16 protein-coding genes are annotated in these 18268 nt (G+C 34.9%); 15 read left to right on the top strand and 1 reads right to left on the bottom strand.

Going from position 1 to position 18268, the window contains the following annotated elements; translation table 11 throughout:
* Positions 1 to 16 precede the first annotated feature (16 nt).
* The 5 genes from HMPREF0623_RS09265 to HMPREF0623_RS07635 are packed head-to-tail and all read left to right on the top strand — an operon-like array spanning position 17 to position 5802.
* Positions 17 to 1108, top strand: coding sequence for an EpsG family protein (locus HMPREF0623_RS09265; RefSeq protein ID WP_164544905.1), 1092 nt, complete (start codon positions 17 to 19; stop codon positions 1106 to 1108).
* A gap of 17 nt (positions 1109 to 1125) precedes the next feature.
* Complete coding sequence (locus tag HMPREF0623_RS07650; protein ID WP_310503022.1) at positions 1126 to 2088, top strand: glycosyltransferase family 2 protein; 963 nt, start codon at positions 1126 to 1128, stop codon at positions 2086 to 2088.
* A 48-nt stretch (positions 2089 to 2136) separates the two neighbouring features.
* Complete coding sequence (glf, locus tag HMPREF0623_RS07645) at positions 2137 to 3264, top strand: UDP-galactopyranose mutase (RefSeq protein ID WP_036671404.1); 1128 nt, start codon at positions 2137 to 2139, stop codon at positions 3262 to 3264.
* Between the two features lie 34 nt (positions 3265 to 3298).
* A complete protein-coding gene (locus HMPREF0623_RS07640) occupies positions 3299 to 4717 on the top strand; it encodes an oligosaccharide flippase family protein (protein WP_004166596.1) in 1419 nt (472 codons plus the stop codon).
* 29 nt (positions 4718 to 4746) lie between these two features.
* Positions 4747 to 5802 (top strand): acyltransferase family protein, encoded by a 1056-nt coding sequence (locus HMPREF0623_RS07635; protein WP_004166595.1) that lies wholly within the window; start codon positions 4747 to 4749, stop codon positions 5800 to 5802.
* A 580-nt stretch (positions 5803 to 6382) separates the two neighbouring features.
* On the opposite strand, the gene HMPREF0623_RS07630 is transcribed toward HMPREF0623_RS07635, so the two are convergent.
* On the bottom strand, positions 6383 to 7096 hold the full coding sequence (locus tag HMPREF0623_RS07630; protein WP_036671402.1) for a GntR family transcriptional regulator: 714 nt from the start codon (positions 7094 to 7096) through the stop codon (positions 6383 to 6385).
* A gap of 196 nt (positions 7097 to 7292) precedes the next feature.
* Here HMPREF0623_RS07630 and HMPREF0623_RS07625 point away from each other — a divergent pair, with 196 nt between their 5' ends.
* From HMPREF0623_RS07625 to HMPREF0623_RS07580, 10 genes are all read left to right on the top strand, one after another.
* A complete protein-coding gene (locus HMPREF0623_RS07625; RefSeq protein ID WP_036671401.1) occupies positions 7293 to 8048 on the top strand; it encodes a BtpA/SgcQ family protein in 756 nt (251 codons plus the stop codon).
* A complete protein-coding gene (locus tag HMPREF0623_RS07620) occupies positions 8041 to 8520 on the top strand; it encodes a PTS sugar transporter subunit IIB (RefSeq protein ID WP_004166591.1) in 480 nt (159 codons plus the stop codon). The genes HMPREF0623_RS07625 and HMPREF0623_RS07620 overlap by 8 nt, the downstream gene beginning before the upstream one ends.
* A 17-nt stretch (positions 8521 to 8537) precedes the next feature.
* Positions 8538 to 9293 carry a PTS mannose/fructose/sorbose/N-acetylgalactosamine transporter subunit IIC gene (locus tag HMPREF0623_RS07615; RefSeq protein ID WP_200956955.1) on the top strand — a complete coding sequence of 252 codons (756 nt, stop codon included), beginning with the start codon at positions 8538 to 8540 and terminating at the stop codon, positions 9291 to 9293.
* Positions 9283 to 10101, top strand: coding sequence for a PTS system mannose/fructose/sorbose family transporter subunit IID (locus HMPREF0623_RS07610; protein ID WP_241234463.1), 819 nt, complete (start codon positions 9283 to 9285; stop codon positions 10099 to 10101). The genes HMPREF0623_RS07615 and HMPREF0623_RS07610 overlap by 11 nt, the downstream gene beginning before the upstream one ends.
* A gap of 90 nt (positions 10102 to 10191) precedes the next feature.
* Complete coding sequence (locus HMPREF0623_RS07605; protein WP_004166587.1) at positions 10192 to 12516, top strand: MGH1-like glycoside hydrolase domain-containing protein; 2325 nt, start codon at positions 10192 to 10194, stop codon at positions 12514 to 12516.
* A 328-nt stretch (positions 12517 to 12844) separates the two neighbouring features.
* Entirely contained in the window at positions 12845 to 13147 is a 303-nt protein-coding gene (locus HMPREF0623_RS07600; protein ID WP_005917472.1) for a PTS sugar transporter subunit IIB, read from the top strand.
* Positions 13148 to 13170: 23 nt separating this feature from the next.
* Entirely contained in the window at positions 13171 to 14397 is a 1227-nt protein-coding gene (locus HMPREF0623_RS07595) for a PTS sugar transporter subunit IIC (RefSeq protein ID WP_004166584.1), read from the top strand.
* A gap of 34 nt (positions 14398 to 14431) precedes the next feature.
* A complete protein-coding gene (locus tag HMPREF0623_RS07590) occupies positions 14432 to 14767 on the top strand; it encodes a PTS lactose/cellobiose transporter subunit IIA (RefSeq protein WP_004166582.1) in 336 nt (111 codons plus the stop codon).
* A gap of 15 nt (positions 14768 to 14782) precedes the next feature.
* Complete coding sequence (locus HMPREF0623_RS07585) at positions 14783 to 16237, top strand: glycoside hydrolase family 1 protein (protein WP_004166581.1); 1455 nt, start codon at positions 14783 to 14785, stop codon at positions 16235 to 16237.
* Between the two features lie 128 nt (positions 16238 to 16365).
* A complete protein-coding gene (locus HMPREF0623_RS07580; protein ID WP_036671400.1) occupies positions 16366 to 18243 on the top strand; it encodes a BglG family transcription antiterminator in 1878 nt (625 codons plus the stop codon).
* Positions 18244 to 18268: the final 25 nt, after the last annotated feature.

Raw genomic sequence — 18268 nt, 5'->3', positions numbered from 1 at the left:
TATGATATATGTATATATGACATTAGCATCTGTCTTACTAACAATGTTAAGTGATTACGTGAAATCGTTAAACTTCGAAGGAAATCCTGCCTTGAAATTTTCAAAAAGCGCAATTTCAAAATTTTTATATTGCGGTGCTTTTTTAATTATATTTGTTCCAGGGGCTATAAGGTATTATGTTGGGGTTGATTATACAACGTATAGTAATTTACAGATTCCAATGGTTTTATCTGGAAATCCTGTTAAAGTAGAAGCGTTGTATAGATGGGTTATAAAAATTGGCTATTGGATGAGCGGTTACACAACGTATCAATTAATTTTTGCTATAACTAACTTTTTGATTGTATTTTTCTTGTTTTTATACATAAAAGATCAGTCAAAGAATAAATGGCTAAGTATTTTGATTTTTATGACAGGAGGATTTTTCTACTTTTCTCTTAGTGGGATGAGACAAGCAATTGGTGTAGTGATTGCTTTATGGGCACTCAAATTTATAAAAGAAAAAAGATTTTGGTATTACCTAATATCAATTATAGTAGCGTCTTTATTTCATACAGCAGCAATAGTTTTTCTTGTTTTTTATTTTGTTGATAGGATAGAAATAAATCCTTATGTTATGTTAGTCATTATGGTAGTGGTTAGAGGATTAGCGTCCCAGATCAGAGAGCTACTGATAGTGATTTCGAGCAGACTAGGATTATATTCAGAATATTTTGGAGGAAAATTTGACGTAGCCGGATTGTATAGTAGTGTACTTCCAACAATAGTTTTTTTAGTGATGGTCTTTCTGTGCATAAGTCGTTTTATTTTAGGAAAAGATTTATTTTATAAAAACCAAGTAGAAATAAATATACACTACGTGGCTTGTTTAATTGTTTCGATGATTAATTTTTTACCAACTCCAACTAGATTGCTATATTTATTTATTCCAGTTTATATAACGCTAATACCAAATATAATAAGTTTTTATGAAGACAAGAGACTAAAAGTTTTTATATATGTGGCTATTGTAATAATACTAAGTATGCTTATGTATGAATTACTTTTTGTGCAAAATTCTTATAGTGTATTACCGTATAGGTTTGTATGGAATGGAATCGCTCATTGATTGTGGGGGTGTAGAACATAACAAAGTATAATTTAAGCATCATAATTACTATGTATAATTCTGAAGATACTATAAGGCGTTGTCTTGACAGTATTATTTACGCCGATGCAGTTAATAACTTCAAATTCGAAGTTATTATAGTAGACGACTGTTCAACAGATTCTTCTAGAGTAGTAGTGCAAGAATATGTACAGAAATACGAAAATATCAAATTAATAACGAACAAAGAAAATAGTGGCATATCTGCTACGAGAAATAAGGGATTAGCTTACTCTACAGGTGAATATTTTACATATGTCGACAGCGATGATTCTATTGATAAATTATATTTTAAATCACTATGTAAGGTTATTGAATCGAATAAATATGATTTGATTGAATTTGGCTATAAAAAAATTAATGAGAATGGGGTCGAAGCTGAAGAAGTAATTAATGGCTGTTTTCAATTTGAACTGAGTAATATGCTAAGTGCTTATTTTGATACAGAAAAAAGGGATAGCATAGGCTCATATACTTGGAATAAGCTTTTCAAAAAAAGTTTGTGTGTTAATAATAAAATTACTTTTGATGAAAATCACATATACGAAGATGTTGACTTTGTTATAGAATACTTTACTTATGTACAAAATGTATTTTATGTAGGTAAATCACTTTACAATTATTTTCAAAGAGGAAATTCTACAGTAAACACGGTTAATAAAAAACTGGTTATGGATCGTATATGGTCATTAGAACAAGTAAAAAAGCATGGAAAAGATTTAGATATTGTGGGAATTGATTTCATGATAGATAAATATTGTGCAAATACTTTATTTTATTTATATAAATTAGTTGTAAATTCAAATTTAAATAATCTTAGGATTGAAAAGTTAATAAGAGAAAAGATATTAGAAACGGTAAATTTTAAAGTGCTTTCTTTGAAACAGAAAGTAAAACTTGTTTTTTTGAGAATGCATCTTTTAAAATTGTTTTTGAAATGACGTTATTTGCAGGTAAAAAAATACTTTGATTTAGATAGTGGTGGAAAAATGCAAGAATATTTACAAGAATATTTAGTAGTAGGCTCCGGCCTCTTTGGTTCAGTCTTTGCCCATGAAGCGGCAAAACGAGGACATAAAGTTAAAGTGATCGAAAAGCGTAATCACGTTGCGGGAAATATTTACACTAAAGAAGTTGAAGGAATTCAAGTTCATCAATATGGTGCGCATATTTTCCATACTAGTATGAAGAAAATTTGGGATTACGTAAATCAATTTGCTGATTTTAACAATTACATTAATACGGTGATTGCTAACTATAATGGTGAAATCTACAGTATGCCGTTCAACATGTATACATTTAACAAGCTTTGGGGAGTTATCACTCCTGACGAAGCTAAGGCAAAGATTGAGGAACAAAAGAAGAGTGCCAAACTTGATGGTAAGCCTAAAAATTTAGAAGAACAGGCGATTTCGTTGGTTGGTCCTGATGTTTATCAGAAGTTAGTTAAGGGTTATACCGAAAAACAATGGGGACAATCAGCAACTGATTTACCTTCCTTTATTATTCGTCGTTTACCAGTTCGGTTTACATACGACAACAATTACTTTAATGATCCATACCAAGGGATTCCGATTGGCGGATATACCCAAATTATCGAAAAAATGTTGGATCATGAGTTGATTGAGGTAGAAACTGGTGTAGACTTCTTTGATCACAAGGAAGAATACTTAAATTCTGGGGCAAAAATTATTTTTACTGGAATGATTGATCAATTCTTTGATTACGAATTAGGCGAACTAGAATATCGGAGTTTACGTTTTGAAACTGAAGTAATGGATGTTGATGACTATCAAGGTAACGCGGTGGTTAACTATACTGATGCTGAAACTCCATATACTCGAGTTATTGAACACAAACATTTTGAATTTGGTAAGGGTAATAAGGGTAAAACAGTGGTTACTCATGAATATCCAAAGACTTGGAAGCGTGGAGATGAACCATATTATCCAATTAACAATAAGCGTAACAAAGAGCTTTATACCAAGTATGTTGAGTTAGCCAAGGAAAAAGCGCCAAGTGTATTGTTTGGCGGTCGTTTAGGTCAATACCGTTATTACAACATGGACCAAACGATTATGGCTGCTTTACAGACTGTTGAACATGAGTTTAACTAAATTAGTTAGGATTCTAGAGAAGGGTAATTACTAAATGAAAATAGTTAAAAATTTTCTTTTTAATGTTTCCTACCAAGTATTTATCTTACTAGTTCCCTTAGTAACTACTCCATATATTTCTAGAGTGCTTGGTAGTGAAGGTGTGGGTATTAATGCCTATACTAATTCTATAATCCAATATTTTATTTTATTTGGAACTATTGGCATTAACACGTATGGTAATCGTCAGATTGCTTATAGTCGTGGGAATAACGAAGATGTTAGTCAAGACTTTTGGGAGATATCCATTTTACGTTTTATCACTATTGGCATTTCCTATGCAGTATTTTTAGTGTATTTAAGTATAGTTCATGAGTATCATACATACTTTTTTGCCCAGTCTTTTCAAATAATTGCGGCTGCACTAGATATTTCGTGGTTTTTCATGGGGTTAGAAAACTTTAAAATTACAGTAATCCGTAATTTTATAATTAAAATTATTTCTTTGATTTGTATTTTTACAATGGTAAAGAACCAGAATGATTTAGGAATATATATATTGATTCTAAGCTTATCCCTTCTATTTGGGAACCTTTCTTTATGGGGGTATTTGAAGAGATATGTAAGAAGGCCTCGATTTGATAGATTAAAACTATTAAGACATATTCGTCCGTCAATTTCTTTATTTATTCCTCAAGTTGCAATACAAATATACCTTGTGTTAAACAAGACTATGCTGGGTAGTATTTCAGGAGTACGTAGTGCTGGGTATTTTGAGTACTCAGATCGTATCGTAAAGATTGTTCTTGCTATAGTCACGTCGATTGGTACTGTAATGCTTCCAAGAATGGCAAGCATATATGCCAGTAAGGATTATAAAAAGTTAAAAGAATATATGTATACAACAGGAGACTTTATTAATTTTTTGTCTATACCATTAATGTTTGGTTTAGCTGCAGTAGCACCAAAATTTGCTGTTTGGTTTATGGGAAGAGAGTTTGCAATCACTGGCAACTTAATGATTGTTGAATCTGCAGTTATTTTTCTTATAGGTTGGGGAGTTATGTTAGGGAACCAATACCTAATACCGACTAATCAAACTAACAAATATACAATAGCTGTTAGCATTAGTGCTCTTGTGAACTTAGTATTAAACGTTCCTCTTATTTATAGTATCGGCGTTATGGGAGCTACAATAGCCACAGTTGCATCGGAAATAACTTCTACGGGATTGCAGCTTTTCTTTGTTAGAAAACAATTAAGTATTAATAAATTATTTTATGGTGTTTGGAAATATTTTTTAAGTGGATTATGTATGTTTGTGGTAGTTAGAAACGTCAATAATTTAGAACGTATGACATTGTTCACTTTGGCTTTTCAAGTAATTGTTGGTATTATAGTGTACCTGTGCATGTGCTTTTTGCTCAAAGCGCCATTCTTAAGGTCTATTAAAGAATTTATTTCTAATATGTAAATAGCATATTTAGTGAAGTAGGGGATATTTTGGAAAAAATTAAACAGAACGATGCATTTGATGTGTTGAAGGCTACTATGGCAATCATGATAATGGTTATACATATAGTAGCTTTAAACAGATTGGGAATTCTAGGAACATATATATTCCCTATATTAAGGATAGCAGTTCCAATTTTCTTTTTAATAAGCAGTTATTTATTTTTTAAAAAAATAAAGTTAATTGGAAGATATGGAGAACAAAAAAAGTATTTAAATAAAACAGTGAATAGAAATTTAATGTTGTATTTAAGTTGGTTTATACTGCTATCTCCCATCACCTTCTATATAAGAAACTATTTTTCACATGGCGTTCTGTATGGAGTGATAACCATATTATGGAACTTTGTGTTTGGATCAACATTTATAGCTTCTTGGTATATTTCTGCATTGGTAATTGGTTTAACAATTGTTTTTTATGCAAGTCATTTTTTCTCGGAAAAAGCAATTTTTTGGTGTAGTGTTATATGCTTCTTCTTTTGTGTATTAATTAGTAATTATGGAGAGCTAGGCCTTGTACAAAATTTAGTATGGAAAAAGTTAAGATTGTTCCCTATACTTTGGACTCCGCATAACAGTTTTCCAGCAGGTCTATTTTGGATTGTGGCTGGAAAACGGTTTGCAGAGAAGGATGATTTCTTCTGGTTTGGTAAAGGCAAGCAAAAGTATATTTTACTATTTTCATTATTAGCCTTATACTTTGAGCAGGGGTTAATAAATTTTCTACATTCTAGTTTTACAAATGATTTTTATTTTATGCTTATGCCAACTTGCTTAGCTATTTTTGCATGGGTGCTACATGTTGTAAATATAGATGTTAAAAATGCAAAAACATTAAGAGCTTTTTCTACGATAACTTACTGTTTACATGCATCATTTGCAAAAATACCAGCACTAGTTCTATTATATTTAGGACTTTCTAAAAGTACATTTGCAATGTCATTAGTTAAGTTTGTTATTACATTAATTTTCTGTGTAATAATAACTAAAATCATTTTGAATTTAGAGAAATGTAGAGGGTGGAAATGGCTCAAATATTTGCATTAGGTATTTAATGCTTTAAACTAAGTTTGCAGTTGCTTTATCAAATTAATAGAATAGATTTTATAAAGGGAATGAATACCGATAAGTATTAACCATACGACAATAGTATTTTTGATACTTTTATGAAATCAATTCGACACGTCTAAGATAATGTAGAACTATTTCTTATAGGACAGGAGTGGGAACTAATCAACATTGTGCTTTTGTGAGAGATTACTCCATTAATTTAAGTAGGATTTTTTGGGTTACAAGTTAGTTATCTTAAATATTTTTTATTAGGTAGTCTATATTCAATCGAATATAAGCTACCTGGTTTGTTTCCGTGATTCATATTAGGATGTGGGTATATATTAAAGAATTTATAAGTGCAATTGACTAAGTTTAATTGATAAATAATAAGCATAGCTATAAGGATAGATAGTGTTATTAATAAAGTTAATGCTTCTTGTTATTGAATTAAATAAATGGTACCATGTTTAGTGATCTATGAAATATATTTATCTAACAAGAAAAAGTCGTCAATCACCCCGATTGACGGCTTTTTTGTTACTCCTAAAAAAGTATTTAATCCATGATTCAATTATTATTTTGAATGTTTTACAGCATATATATACTTAGATGAATCAATGTACTGTTTATTAACGTATATTGGCGTGCCGTTCTTATCATTTACTACTTGGGTGACTTCCATTACTGGCGAGCCTGAACGAACTTCTAAGTGTGATGCCATTGCTTGGTTTGCGTAAAAGATTTGAAAATATTCTTCAAAGTTATTTGGTATAAGATTTAAGTACTTTTCAATTCCTTTGAAAAATGAATGGCTTAGGAAGTCTCCAGTTTTGACAAAAGTGTAGTCAGTAGGAAAGTAATCAATTTCATATATTACAGGTGTATTGTCGACAATTCTGAGCCGATCAATTTGATAAACATTCGCTCCATTTAAAAAGGTGTTGTCGTTAAAATCATAAACAGTCTCTTTAAAAGAAATTATCTTAGTAGAAGGATGGCGACCTACTTGTTTAACACTATCTGAAAAGCTTCCTCCAGTAACTAAACTTTCAGTAGGAGAGGGTTGACTTACAAAAGCCCCTAAGCCGTGTTTTTTTACGATGAGTTTTTCATCTACTAATTTTTGTAAAGCTTTTCGAACAGTAACTCTACTAACTTGATATTTTTTTGCAAACTCATTTTCTGAAGGTAGTTTGTCTCCTTGTTTTAATTTACCACTATGAATTTGTTGGTAAATTAATTGATATAGCTTTTCTTGTAGTGAGATAACGTCAGATGATTTACGCATGATAAAGATAAAACTCCTTCGAAAAAAATATTTACTTGTAAGCGCTTTGATGATATTCTTTAACCAATGATACAACATAATACAAGTTGGTGAAAAAATAGTTAGTACACCCGTTGGTTTATTGGAATTAGTATAGCACTATCTTTAAATACTAGATATTAAAAACTAGCCGGTGGAGTTTAAGGAGACTAAATTTATGTTAAAGAAACGTGATTTTTTAGGGCTATTTAAAAATACTAAGCCAATTATAGCGATGCTTCATTTGAAGGGAGAAAGTCATAATGATGTGTTTGAGCGCTTTAAGAAGGAGTTAGATCTATTTATTAATAACGGTATAGACGGTGTGATTATTGAAGACTATTTTGGTACTTATAAAGATATGGATAGGGCATTAAGTTATGTTAACCAGCAAGAAATATCGGTCCCTTACGGTGTTAATTGCTTAAATGTTGACCAAATGGGATTTAGTTTAGCTGAAGAATATCATGCTAATTTTGTACAACTTGATTCAGTGGTAGGACATGTAATGCCACGTGATGAAGATAGTATTGCAGCCTTTATAATGCAGAAACGTGTGGAATATGAAGGTGCCATCCTTGGTGGAGTAAGGTTTAAATATCAGCCAGTTTTATCAAATAATACAGAATATGAAGATTTACAAATTGCCAAAGAACGCTGTGATGCAATTTGTGTTACTGGTGACGCTACTGGCAAGGAAACGCCTATTCAAAAAGTTAAGCGTTTTCGAGAAGGGATTGGCGATTTTCCATTAATTGTGGGCGCAGGGATGACACCTCAAAATATGAGTGATCAATTTAGATACGCTGATGGAGCCATTATTGGTAGTTACTTTAAACAAGACCATAAAGCGGAAAACGAAGTTTCTATGGATAACGTTCGAGAGGTGTTGAAACAAGTGTATAAAATTAGAGAGGAGTATCAGCATGATTAAATTAGTGAGAGTAGATCATCGATTGTTGCATGGTCAAGTAGCTTTTGCATGGATAAAGTATTTGAAAGTGGACTGCGTTTTAATCGCTAATGATGAGGTTGCTAACGATAGCTTACGGACGGCTGCTTTACGAATGGCTCGCCCTGATAATGTAAAACTGGTAATAAAAGGTTCAGATGAATCAATTGAAGCTCTCAACAGCGGAATAACGGACAAATATAATTTACTGATTCTGTTAGAAAATGTGAAAGATGCGTGTGAACTAGCAGAAAAGGTGACAGCTATAAAAGTAGTTAATTTGGGTGGAGCAAAGGATGGTGAAGGGAAGCGACAAGTCGCTAAGGCGTTTTTCGTTAATAATCAAGAAATTAATATTATGAAACGAGCTGCAGAAAAAGTCGGCACTAGATTTGAAGTACAGATGGTTCCCAACGATAAGGTCCAGGATGTTTTTAAACTGATAGGAGAGTAAGAATGTTAGTACAAGCGATGTTAATTTTTGTAGTTGCTTTTTTAGGCTATTTAAATAGTTTTTTTGCCAGCATAATGATCTCACGTCCAATCATCATGGGTCCACTAGTAGGACTAGTTTTAGGTGATCTAACTACTGGAATTAAAGTGGGAGCAGCTCTTGAATTAGTTTGGTTAGGAGCAATGGCAATTGGCGCTAGTAACCCACCAGATATGGTTTCCGGTTCGGTTATCGGTACTTCGTATGTGATTGTCACTCATTCAAGTGTGGCTACGGCAGTTGCGCTAGCAGTACCTATTTCCATGTTAATGCAAATGGTTTGGAATTTATTAATGATGCTATTAATTCCTTTATTAGCTGAAAAAGCGGATAAATATGCTACTGATGAAAATTATTATGGAGTTGGTTTAATGCATTATATTGCTGTTTTTAGCCAGGCAGGAATTTTAGCATTTCTAACTGGTCTAGGTTTTTATTTAGGTTCAGCCGTAATTAAAACATTTGTGAATGGAATACCTGCTTTTGTAAATAATGGATTTAATTATGCAATGGGGATTATTCCAGCAATTGGGTTCGCATTATTAGTAAGAATGATAATGACAAAAAAGACCGCGGTATTTCTGCTGTTTGGCTTTTTATTAGCTGCATACCTAAAAATTAGCATTTTAGGGGTTACGGCTTTTGGGTGTGTGGTTGCCATAATTTTACTAGTTAACACTAATAGTAACGGAAGTCATGAAGTAGAAAGTGAGGAAGATGCTAATGAGTTCTGAGCATAAATTAACTAACAAGGAACTACGTAAAATCTTTTGGCGTTCTTGTCAATTAGATGCTTCATGGAATTATGAACGACAACAGAATTTAGGCTATTCGTACGCAATGCTTCCAGCAGTAAAAAAGATATATTCTGGCGATTCTAAAAAAGCTAAAAGTGCTTTAAAACGTGGCTTGGATTTTATGGCAATTACTCCGCAAATCTCTACTCTCCTTATGGGAATTAATGCCGCAATGGACGAAAGAAATGCGGAAAGTGATGAGTTTGATGAGTCTTCTATAGCTGCAGTAAAAACTTCCTTGATGGGACCCTTAGCTGGGATTGGTGATTCCTTAATTGCGGGAACTTTGCGGATTATCGCCACCGGTATTGCAATTGGTTTTGCACAACAGGGTAATCTTTTAGGTCCATTACTATTTTTATTAATTTATAACGTACCTGGATTTATAATTCGATATTACGGGCTGAAGTACGGCTACCGCTATGGTGCTTATTTCATTACTAATGCTGAAAAAACTGGGCTAATGGATAAAATTACTTATGCGGCAAGCATCGTGGGATTAACCGCGATAGGTGGTATGATTTCCCAGTACATAGTATTTGATGTATCTAAAATAAAGATTGGGGCGGGAAAATTTGCGCAGCCTTTAAACACTTATTTAGATATGATCATGCCCAAGTTAATTCCATTATTAATTTTTCTTTTGATATATTGGATTGTTGGTAAAAAGGTGAAGACGTCGGCATTACTAATTTGGACGGTAGTGGTCTGTATTGGAGGAGCTTTCATAATTTCACTTATTTAAGGGAGGTCTTATTTAGGAGGTGATGCCCAATTTATTATTCTCAATTGTATGCGATTACATAAAGCGTGAAACTTTTAATGGGGGTAACATATGATTAATGCTAGACTCGTAAAAAAATGCCTTTTAGGCGTAGTGTGTGGATTAAGTGTCGGAATTTTACTAAGCGAAAACAGATATTCGGTTAAAGCTGACACGGTAGAAGATTACAAAAATGTCTTAGATATAAGCGGCAATCCGACTGCAAATTTCTATTCAAAGAATAAAAAAGTATCTACCAATAAGTATTCATCTTTTTCAGATCAAGGTGCTTGGCATGCTTATTATTTGCCAAAAGAAGGGGTAACCTCGACATACGGTGGTTTCCCGGGACCCATGATCATTGCTGAAGAATATCCGGTCAATTTATCGCACCAAATTTCTAAGTTACATATTATCAACGCAAAAACGAATAAAGAATTTAACTTCGCGAACGCTAAGAGAAGTTTTAACTATTATCCAGGTCGTTTGAACCAGGTTTATAAGTTTAAAAATTTGACGGTCACTTTGGATCTAATCTTTACTGATAGCCGCACGGCAATGGTTAGAACAAACATTCAAAATACTGGCAAGACTAATCTAAGTTTAAAAGCGTACTGGACGGGAGACATTATCAATAAGTTAAAGACCCGGGAAAAGAAAGCGGTTAATTTTAAACAGCAGTTAGCGAAAGGAACTAACGGGGTAAAGGTCAAATTTTCGAAGGTTAGAAACGATAACTATTATATGACCACCGCTGGTAATCAGTTTAACGTGGTTTACAGCGCGCCAGTTAAAACTAGTATCAAGGGTGACAAATACAAGAGTAGTTTAAATAAAACTCTTACCGTTAAACCAGGCGAAAGTCAAACCTTAGAATCTACCCAATCTTATACCTTTACAAAAAAAGAGGCGGATGCTGAAGTAGCAAAGGCTAATGATGATTTTGCAAATGTAGATACTCTCTTCCAACAAAATGAAAATCGTTGGAATAACTATATCACTAGGACAACGGAGAATGATAAAAGTAAGAAGGCAGTTGCCAACAAAGCCAAGTATGATCGGGCGGCAGTTAAAGGAATGGAAACTTTAGTAACCAATTGGATAAGTCCAGCTGGGGCACTAAAGCATGATGGAATCGTTCCTTCGATGTCTGACCAGTGGTTCGAAGGCTTATGGGCATGGGATTCCTGGAAACATGCTGCTGCCGTGGCAGAATTTGACCCAGAGTTAGCGGAAAGTTCAATTAAGGCGTTATTTGATTACCAAATTACTAAAAAAGATAAGGTGCGTCCGCAAGATGCCGGGATGATTCCCGATGCCATCTTCTACAACAAGAATAAGGAACGCGGTGGGGATGGAATCAACTGGAATGAACGTAATTCTAAGCCACCATTAGCTTCATGGGCAGTTTGGCAGGTTTATAAATCAAATCAGGATAAAGCTTTTTTGAAGGAAATGTATCCTAAGTTGGTTGCCTACCATGATTGGTGGTACTCCAATAGGGATTATAATAAGGACGGTTTAGCTGAATATGGCGCAACGGTCGATCCATTGCATTACAAGAAGAACAAACACAATCAGAAAGTTGTTAATAAAGAAGAAGTAATTCTTGCTTCCGCTTGGGAATCTGGAATGGACAATGCGGTAAGGTTTGATGCTACTGGAGTGGGCAAGGCTGATAAAGGTGTTAAAGTTTATCCAGATAAGGACAGCAAGGGTAAGGTTGTTGGATATTCAGTTAACCAAGAGTCCGTTGACTTGAATTCTTACTTGTACGCTGATAAGGGATTTTTAGCGGCAATTGCCAACGAACTAGGATATACCGCCGATGCTGAAAAATATACCGCTGAAGCCTCACAATTACAAAATAAGATTCAATCTAAAATGTTTGATAAGAAAACCGGGTTCTTTTACGACTTACAAAGTAACAAGGATGGATCTACTCTGTTGCTTTCAAATCGAGGGAAGGGTCCGGAAGGGTTGATTCCACTTTGGGCAAGGGTTGCAACGAGTGCTCAGGCTGATCAAGTAAAACAAGTTCTAATGAACAAAAAGATGTTTAACACGTACATGCCTTTCCCAACTACTTCGCGGGATAACAAAAAATTCACGGCAACCCAGTATTGGAGAGGACCAGTTTGGCTGGATCAAGCGATGTTTGGTATCGAAGGATTACAGAATTATAACTACAATACTGAGGCACTTAAACAAACCGAAAAGCTATTCGATCACGCCGAAGGATTAACGGGAAGCGGACCAATTCGTGAAAACTATAATCCATTAAATGGAGACGGTTTGAACTCGTCAAACTTCTCCTGGTCTTCGGGGGTATTTTACATGTTGCACCACAATGTTTTAGGTGATGACCAAACGTCGTCGCAGCAGTATTTTAAGTAGGACAGGTTAAAGAATAAGTAGACAAACAAAAATCCAGATGACTTAGGATGGCGAAGCCTGAGAATCTGGATTTTTTGTTTTCATAAAAATAGATTTTAGGTTTTCCCCCCACAGTATGGGTACGATTAAGGCCCCTTTTTATTTAAAATTTGGTTTTGAAAAATTTGATAGAGAGGTGCGTGAACATTTGGCAATTTTTTAAAAAGAAAATCCCATGATTTAAACGGACATAAAACTTCCCCTCATGGTGAAAAAGCTTAATTTAAACAATAATGAAAGGGCTTTATTCTAAAAGTGTAAAAAGAAATCATTCATGGAGGTATTTATTATGAGTTTAAACGTCTTATTAGTTTGTGGATCGGGAGCTTCATCAGGCTTTATGGCGGCAAATATGCGGAAAGCTGCCAAAAAAGCAGGATTAGATTATAAAATTCAAGCCCGTAGCGAAGCAGAACTTAATGACTACGCCAATGATATTGATGTTTTAATGGTGGGGCCGCATTTGAAATCAGAATTCGAAGCACTTCAAAAAAGTGTACCTGACAAGGTCGTTACGATTTTGATGAAGCCAGATTACTATTCGATTTTAGATGGGGCAGCGGCCGTTGAGCATATCAAATCAGAAGTTTAATTAAATGGAGAGGAGACATTCCAATGAATAAGTTCATGGATGCTTTAAATAAAGGTTTTGCTCCACGAGCACAGAAAATTGCAAATAATCAATGGATATTGACTATCAAGAATTCTATTCTACAGGTTTTACCATTTATTTTTGTTGGATCACTAATTACATTACTTGATATTCCTGCTAATTTTTTTAAGTGGTGGCCAGATTTGTCGCCGATTAGTAACTTTACTTTTGGACTTACATCAATTTTTGTTGCTTTTCTTTTCCCGTTTAACGTGATGGAGCAAAAGAAATTAAATAAACAAAAAATCATTGCTGGGTTATCATCAGTTGCGCTATTTCTGATGTTTGCTAATCCAACTTGGGATAAAACAGGTTCAATTATTTCATATCAATTCTCTGAACTAGGAGCTGGGGGAATGTTTGTAGCTCTGGTTGTGGGCGGCTTTGTTGCAATTATTATGGGGTTCTTTGGTAAATTTAGCTTTTTTAATGAAGATACTGCATTGCCAGATTTTGTGATTGCTTGGTTTGATTCCATGTTACCTATCATCCTGGTAGTTGGAACTGGATGGATTTTAACTTATTTAGTTCACTTTGATCTTTACCAGCTGGTAGTAGCAGTATTTTCACCGTTAGCTAATTCATTAGATACCTGGTGGGGATTCACTTTATTCCTATTTTTTGACTGTTTTATTTATTCAATGGGGATTTCTGGTTGGGTTTTAGCAGCGATTGATCAACCAATCATGTTTGCTGGTATTGCTAATAACGCACAACAATTTGCACACGGACAAGCGATTACGCACATTTTTACTAGTGAGCTGATTTATAGTTTCCCTTGGATTGGTGGAGTAGGTTGCACCATGCCGTTAGTGCTAATGATGCTCTTCTGGAGTAAATCTAAGAGATTAAAGGCTTTAGGGAAAGCATGTGTTGTTCCTTCAATATTTAATATTAATGAGCCACTAGTTTTTGGGACAATTGTTTGGAATCCATATTTGATGCTGCCGTTATGGATTAACGGGATTGTATTGCCATTAATTACTGTATTTTGGTTTAAATTTGGTTTATCACCGATACCGCATTCATTGATGCAAATGTGGTATATCCCGTTCCCATTTGTTACATGGATAGTAAGTCCAGCGGTTAGTGCTTTAATTCTTCTTGCAATTCTATTCTGTGTAGGAGGGTTGATTTATTATCCATTCTTTAAAATTTACGACAGTAATCTTATTAAAGAGGAAAACTAAAAATTAATAATTTGAGAAAGGTTAATTGATTAATATGGCTGATAAAGAAAGTTCAAATGAATCTGTAAAAGAAACGATGGAAATTATTATTAATGCGGGAGACGCGCGGGATTTTATTTCAAAAGCGCTTGATAAAGTAGCAGAGAATGATTATAGCGCTGCTAAAGAACTTATGGAAGAAGCCAATCAAAAATTGGTAGCTGCTCACCGTATTCAAACTAAGAAACTACAAAAAGAAGCGGAAGGCGATGCCGTAGAGTATTCAGTGCTGTTTACCCATGCTCAAGACACGGTAATGACCATTATGAGTGAATACAATCTATCTAAGAAGTTAATTGACATATTTGAACGCAAAGAAGGAAAAAGATAAGAAAGGAATTTTATTATGAAAAATCAGTATTCGTATTTTCCAAAGAATTTTTTGTGGGGAGGAGCTCAAGCGGCTAGCCAAGCAGATGGTGCTTATCGTGATGATGGTAAAGGACTAAACTCCTCAGATGTCCAACCCTTTTTAAAGGGACTTTCTAATGAAGAAATCCAAAAAATAGAAGTACAAGGAATGACTTTAGCACAAGCCAAAGCAGGAGTGACCGACCAGGAACACTATTATCCTAAGCGCTACGGTATCGATTTTTACCATACGTACGAGAGTGATATTGATTTACTGAGTGAAATGGGTTTTAAAACCTTTCGAACTTCCCTAGATTGGTCACGAATTTTTCCTAACGGGGATGACGAAGAACCCAACGTTGCGGCATTAGAGCATTATTCAAAGATGATTGATTATCTTTTAAGTAAAAATATTGAGCCAATCATCACGATGAACCATTACGAAACTCCGCTTAACATTACTTTTAAATATGGCGGTTGGCCAAATAAAGATGTGATTCCGATGTTTGAGAAATTCGGAAAGACTTTACTAGATTGGTTTGGCGACCGGGTTAAGTACTGGATTGTAGTTAACCAAATTAATATGGTACAAACCGAACCATGGTTATCCGTGGGGGTGGCAGCGGACCAGTATGATAATTTGGCAGAAGCGTTATACCAGTCAACCCATAACCAGATGGTGGCGGCGGCTTGGATTAAGAACTATGCCAAAACTCTTAATCATCCTAATTTAAATATTGGAACCATGGTTGCTGACGGTACCGTCTTTCCTGCGACGGCGAAACCGGATGACGTTGTATTAGCATTACAGCATAATCGAATGCAATACATGTTTACCGATGTGCAGTTTAGGGGAGCTTACCCTAAATTTGCCCAAAATTATTTTGCGGATCACGACATCAAGTTGGCGATTACTGATGCAGAAATGAAGTTGATCAAAGAGAATCCAATGGATTTCTTAGGGATTTCATACTATTACTCTCAAATGGTTGATTCCACTAAGAACAAGTATGAAGTTAACGATACTACACCTAATCCATATTTGAAGGCTTCCCCATGGGGTTGGGCAATTGATCCTCAAGGATTTTACAACACGCTTTCGCAGTATGCGGATCGGTACGGTAAGCCAATTATCATTGCGGAAAATGGAATTGGAATGTATGACGAGTTAACTGAAGACAAAAAAGTACATGATGATTACCGGGTGGATTATTTAAGACAACATATTGAACAAGTTGGTCGTGCAATTCATGACGGAGCTAACGTAATTGCGTATTGTGCATGGGGACCTATTGACATCGTTTCTTGTTCTTCTCAACAAATGTCTAAGCGTTATGGCTTCATTTACGTAGACTTAGATGATGAAGGGAACGGAACTGGCGCACGGTACAAAAAAGATAGTTTTACTTGGTACAAGAAAGTTATCGCTACGAATGGCGAAGAACTTTAGTTAAAAATTATAATTTCGCGATTAGGCTATTTTAAACGCTTTTCGCGAAATTTTGCGTAGAAAGCCACGTTTGATTGGCAGACTTTCAAATTAAACATAGTTAATGCTCATGATTAGGGGATATAATGATGTCCACAAAAAGAGAAGAGGAAATGCTCCGGTACCTCATGACCAAACCGGGGTGGCATAGTGTTCAAGAACTATCGATTTTTTTGGATGTGTCGGGTAGAAGCGTTAAAAAGTACTATAAAAATTTATCGGCAGATCACCCAGTGGTTTCTTCAAAGTTGGGCTATAAATATGAGGGCACTAGAGAAATTAAAGAAAAACAACCGGAATTAAAAGGGTCCAAAATCCCAACTACTAAGCGGGAACGGATTTTTTACGTACTCAATAGATTGTTAAGCAACGATGCGCCGGTAAATGTGTACGATCTAGCTGAAGAAATTTTTGTTAGTGAATCTAATTTAAAACTTGATTTTAAAGCGGCCGTAAAATACGCGAAAAATTTTGACTTAACTTTGAAACAGCGAGGGGATTATTTCTCTATCTCTGGTAGCGAAGAAGATAAGCGACACATGCTTTCAGACATGCTATATAAAGAAAGCGACGGAAATTTTATTAGTAAATCAATTATTCGAAGCAACTTCCCTACAATTGATTTAGATGGACTGTACACGATTACGCAAGCATGCGCAAAGGATCATCATATTTATTTGAATACTTTTGATTTGAATAACATTGTTTTACACGTGGTAATTGCCATCCAACGGATTAGAGATGGATATCAAACGCAACCATATTTAGATGATTTTTACTGGAAAAGTAGTCGCTTTGCCAAAGATTTACTAAAGGAAGTTGAAAACAGTCAGACAAACGTTCGTTTTTCTAAAGATGACTTAGAAAGTCTGGGGCTGGTCATTGATGGTTCGGTTTCCCGATGGACGATTGATATGAAAGACAGTATTTCAGAAAGTTCTTTACGCTTAATTCGCGTCATTCTTGCTTACGTGAAGAGCATTTATAAAATTGATTTGACGGGACCTGATTTTATAAATCAATTTGCGATTCACGTTAGCCGGTTAATTCAACGGTTGCGAGACGGGAAAAGCATTCAAAATCCGATGGCTAATCAAATGAAGGCTCAAAGCCCTACTGTCTACGAATGTGCGGTGCTAATATCTCATAAGATTGCAAACTATGTAGGAGTGCCGGTTCCTGACAACGAGATTGCCTACATTGCTATGCATATTGGAAATGCCATTGCAAAACAGATTGAAGATAAAGAACGGCTAAGGACAGCGATTTTAATTCCAGATTATCAGGGAAAATTTTTATCAATTGTTGATCAAATTGAAAAGAATTTTGGTAGTGAACTAGTAATTACAAAGGTTGTCACCACAGATTCTGCAGTAGAAAAAGATCTTGATTTATTAATTGCCTTTACAGATAGAATCTCGACTAGAGTACCTAGTGTACGAATCTCGCCATTCTTTACGAAAAATGATAATCGCATGTTGAAAAATAAGATTGATGAAATTGGTAATGAAAAGCGGCGGAAGGCATTTGATAGCCAAATTGGAACATTTTTCGACCAACGTTTCTTCACGATTAGTCGACAATTAAAAACGAAGGAAGCCGTTATTGAGCATATTGCCAATGCCTTTTACCAAGCTAAGGTAACCGACCAAGATTACCAAAAAGATTTGTTGGATAGGGAACAAATGTCGTCCACGGCGTTTGGTAAAATAGCAATTCCCCATTCGTTAACCATGAAAGCGCATAGTACCAAGGGGTTCATTTATATCAATCCTAACGGGCTAACTTGGGGAACAAGTCGCGTTTATCTAGTATTCGCTTTAGCTGTGCGAAAAGAAGATTCTAAGTTGTTTAGAAACATTTTTGACAGGTTATCGGACGTGATGACGGAAGAAAAGAATATTGCTGAATTGGTTGGAAGCACGAGTTACGAGGACTTTTTGGGGAGGATTAAGGGGATGTTATAAACAAAATGTAGTGAAATTATCATGT

This window comes from Pediococcus acidilactici DSM 20284 (assembly GCF_000146325.1).
Classification (GTDB): domain Bacteria; phylum Bacillota; class Bacilli; order Lactobacillales; family Lactobacillaceae; genus Pediococcus; species Pediococcus acidilactici.
Note: the sequence above shows the minus strand (reverse complement) of the source record. Positions and strands in the feature narration are given on the sequence as shown.

Excerpts from the sequence above, each read along its gene's own strand:
- HMPREF0623_RS07615 (WP_200956955.1), top strand. The coding sequence starts at position 8,538 with ATGTTAATTTTTGTAGTTGCTTTTTTAGGCTATTTAAATAGTTTTTTT.
- HMPREF0623_RS07590 (WP_004166582.1), top strand. The coding sequence starts at position 14,432 with ATGGCTGATAAAGAAAGTTCAAATGAATCTGTAAAAGAAACGATGGAA.
- HMPREF0623_RS07600 (WP_005917472.1), top strand. The coding sequence starts at position 12,845 with ATGAGTTTAAACGTCTTATTAGTTTGTGGATCGGGAGCTTCATCAGGC.
- HMPREF0623_RS07610 (WP_241234463.1), top strand. The coding sequence starts at position 9,283 with ATGAGTTCTGAGCATAAATTAACTAACAAGGAACTACGTAAAATCTTT.
- HMPREF0623_RS07580 (WP_036671400.1), top strand. The coding sequence starts at position 16,366 with ATGTCCACAAAAAGAGAAGAGGAAATGCTCCGGTACCTCATGACCAAA.
- HMPREF0623_RS07620 (WP_004166591.1), top strand. The coding sequence starts at position 8,041 with ATGATTAAATTAGTGAGAGTAGATCATCGATTGTTGCATGGTCAAGTA.
- HMPREF0623_RS07605 (WP_004166587.1), top strand. The coding sequence starts at position 10,192 with ATGATTAATGCTAGACTCGTAAAAAAATGCCTTTTAGGCGTAGTGTGT.
- HMPREF0623_RS07595 (WP_004166584.1), top strand. The coding sequence starts at position 13,171 with ATGAATAAGTTCATGGATGCTTTAAATAAAGGTTTTGCTCCACGAGCA.
- HMPREF0623_RS07585 (WP_004166581.1), top strand. The coding sequence starts at position 14,783 with ATGAAAAATCAGTATTCGTATTTTCCAAAGAATTTTTTGTGGGGAGGA.
- HMPREF0623_RS07630 (WP_036671402.1), bottom strand. The coding sequence starts at position 7,096 with ATGCGTAAATCATCTGACGTTATCTCACTACAAGAAAAGCTATATCAA.
- HMPREF0623_RS09265 (WP_164544905.1), top strand. The coding sequence starts at position 17 with ATGACATTAGCATCTGTCTTACTAACAATGTTAAGTGATTACGTGAAA.
- HMPREF0623_RS07625 (WP_036671401.1), top strand. The coding sequence starts at position 7,293 with ATGTTAAAGAAACGTGATTTTTTAGGGCTATTTAAAAATACTAAGCCA.
- HMPREF0623_RS07640 (WP_004166596.1), top strand. The coding sequence starts at position 3,299 with ATGAAAATAGTTAAAAATTTTCTTTTTAATGTTTCCTACCAAGTATTT.
- glf (WP_036671404.1), top strand. The coding sequence starts at position 2,137 with ATGCAAGAATATTTACAAGAATATTTAGTAGTAGGCTCCGGCCTCTTT.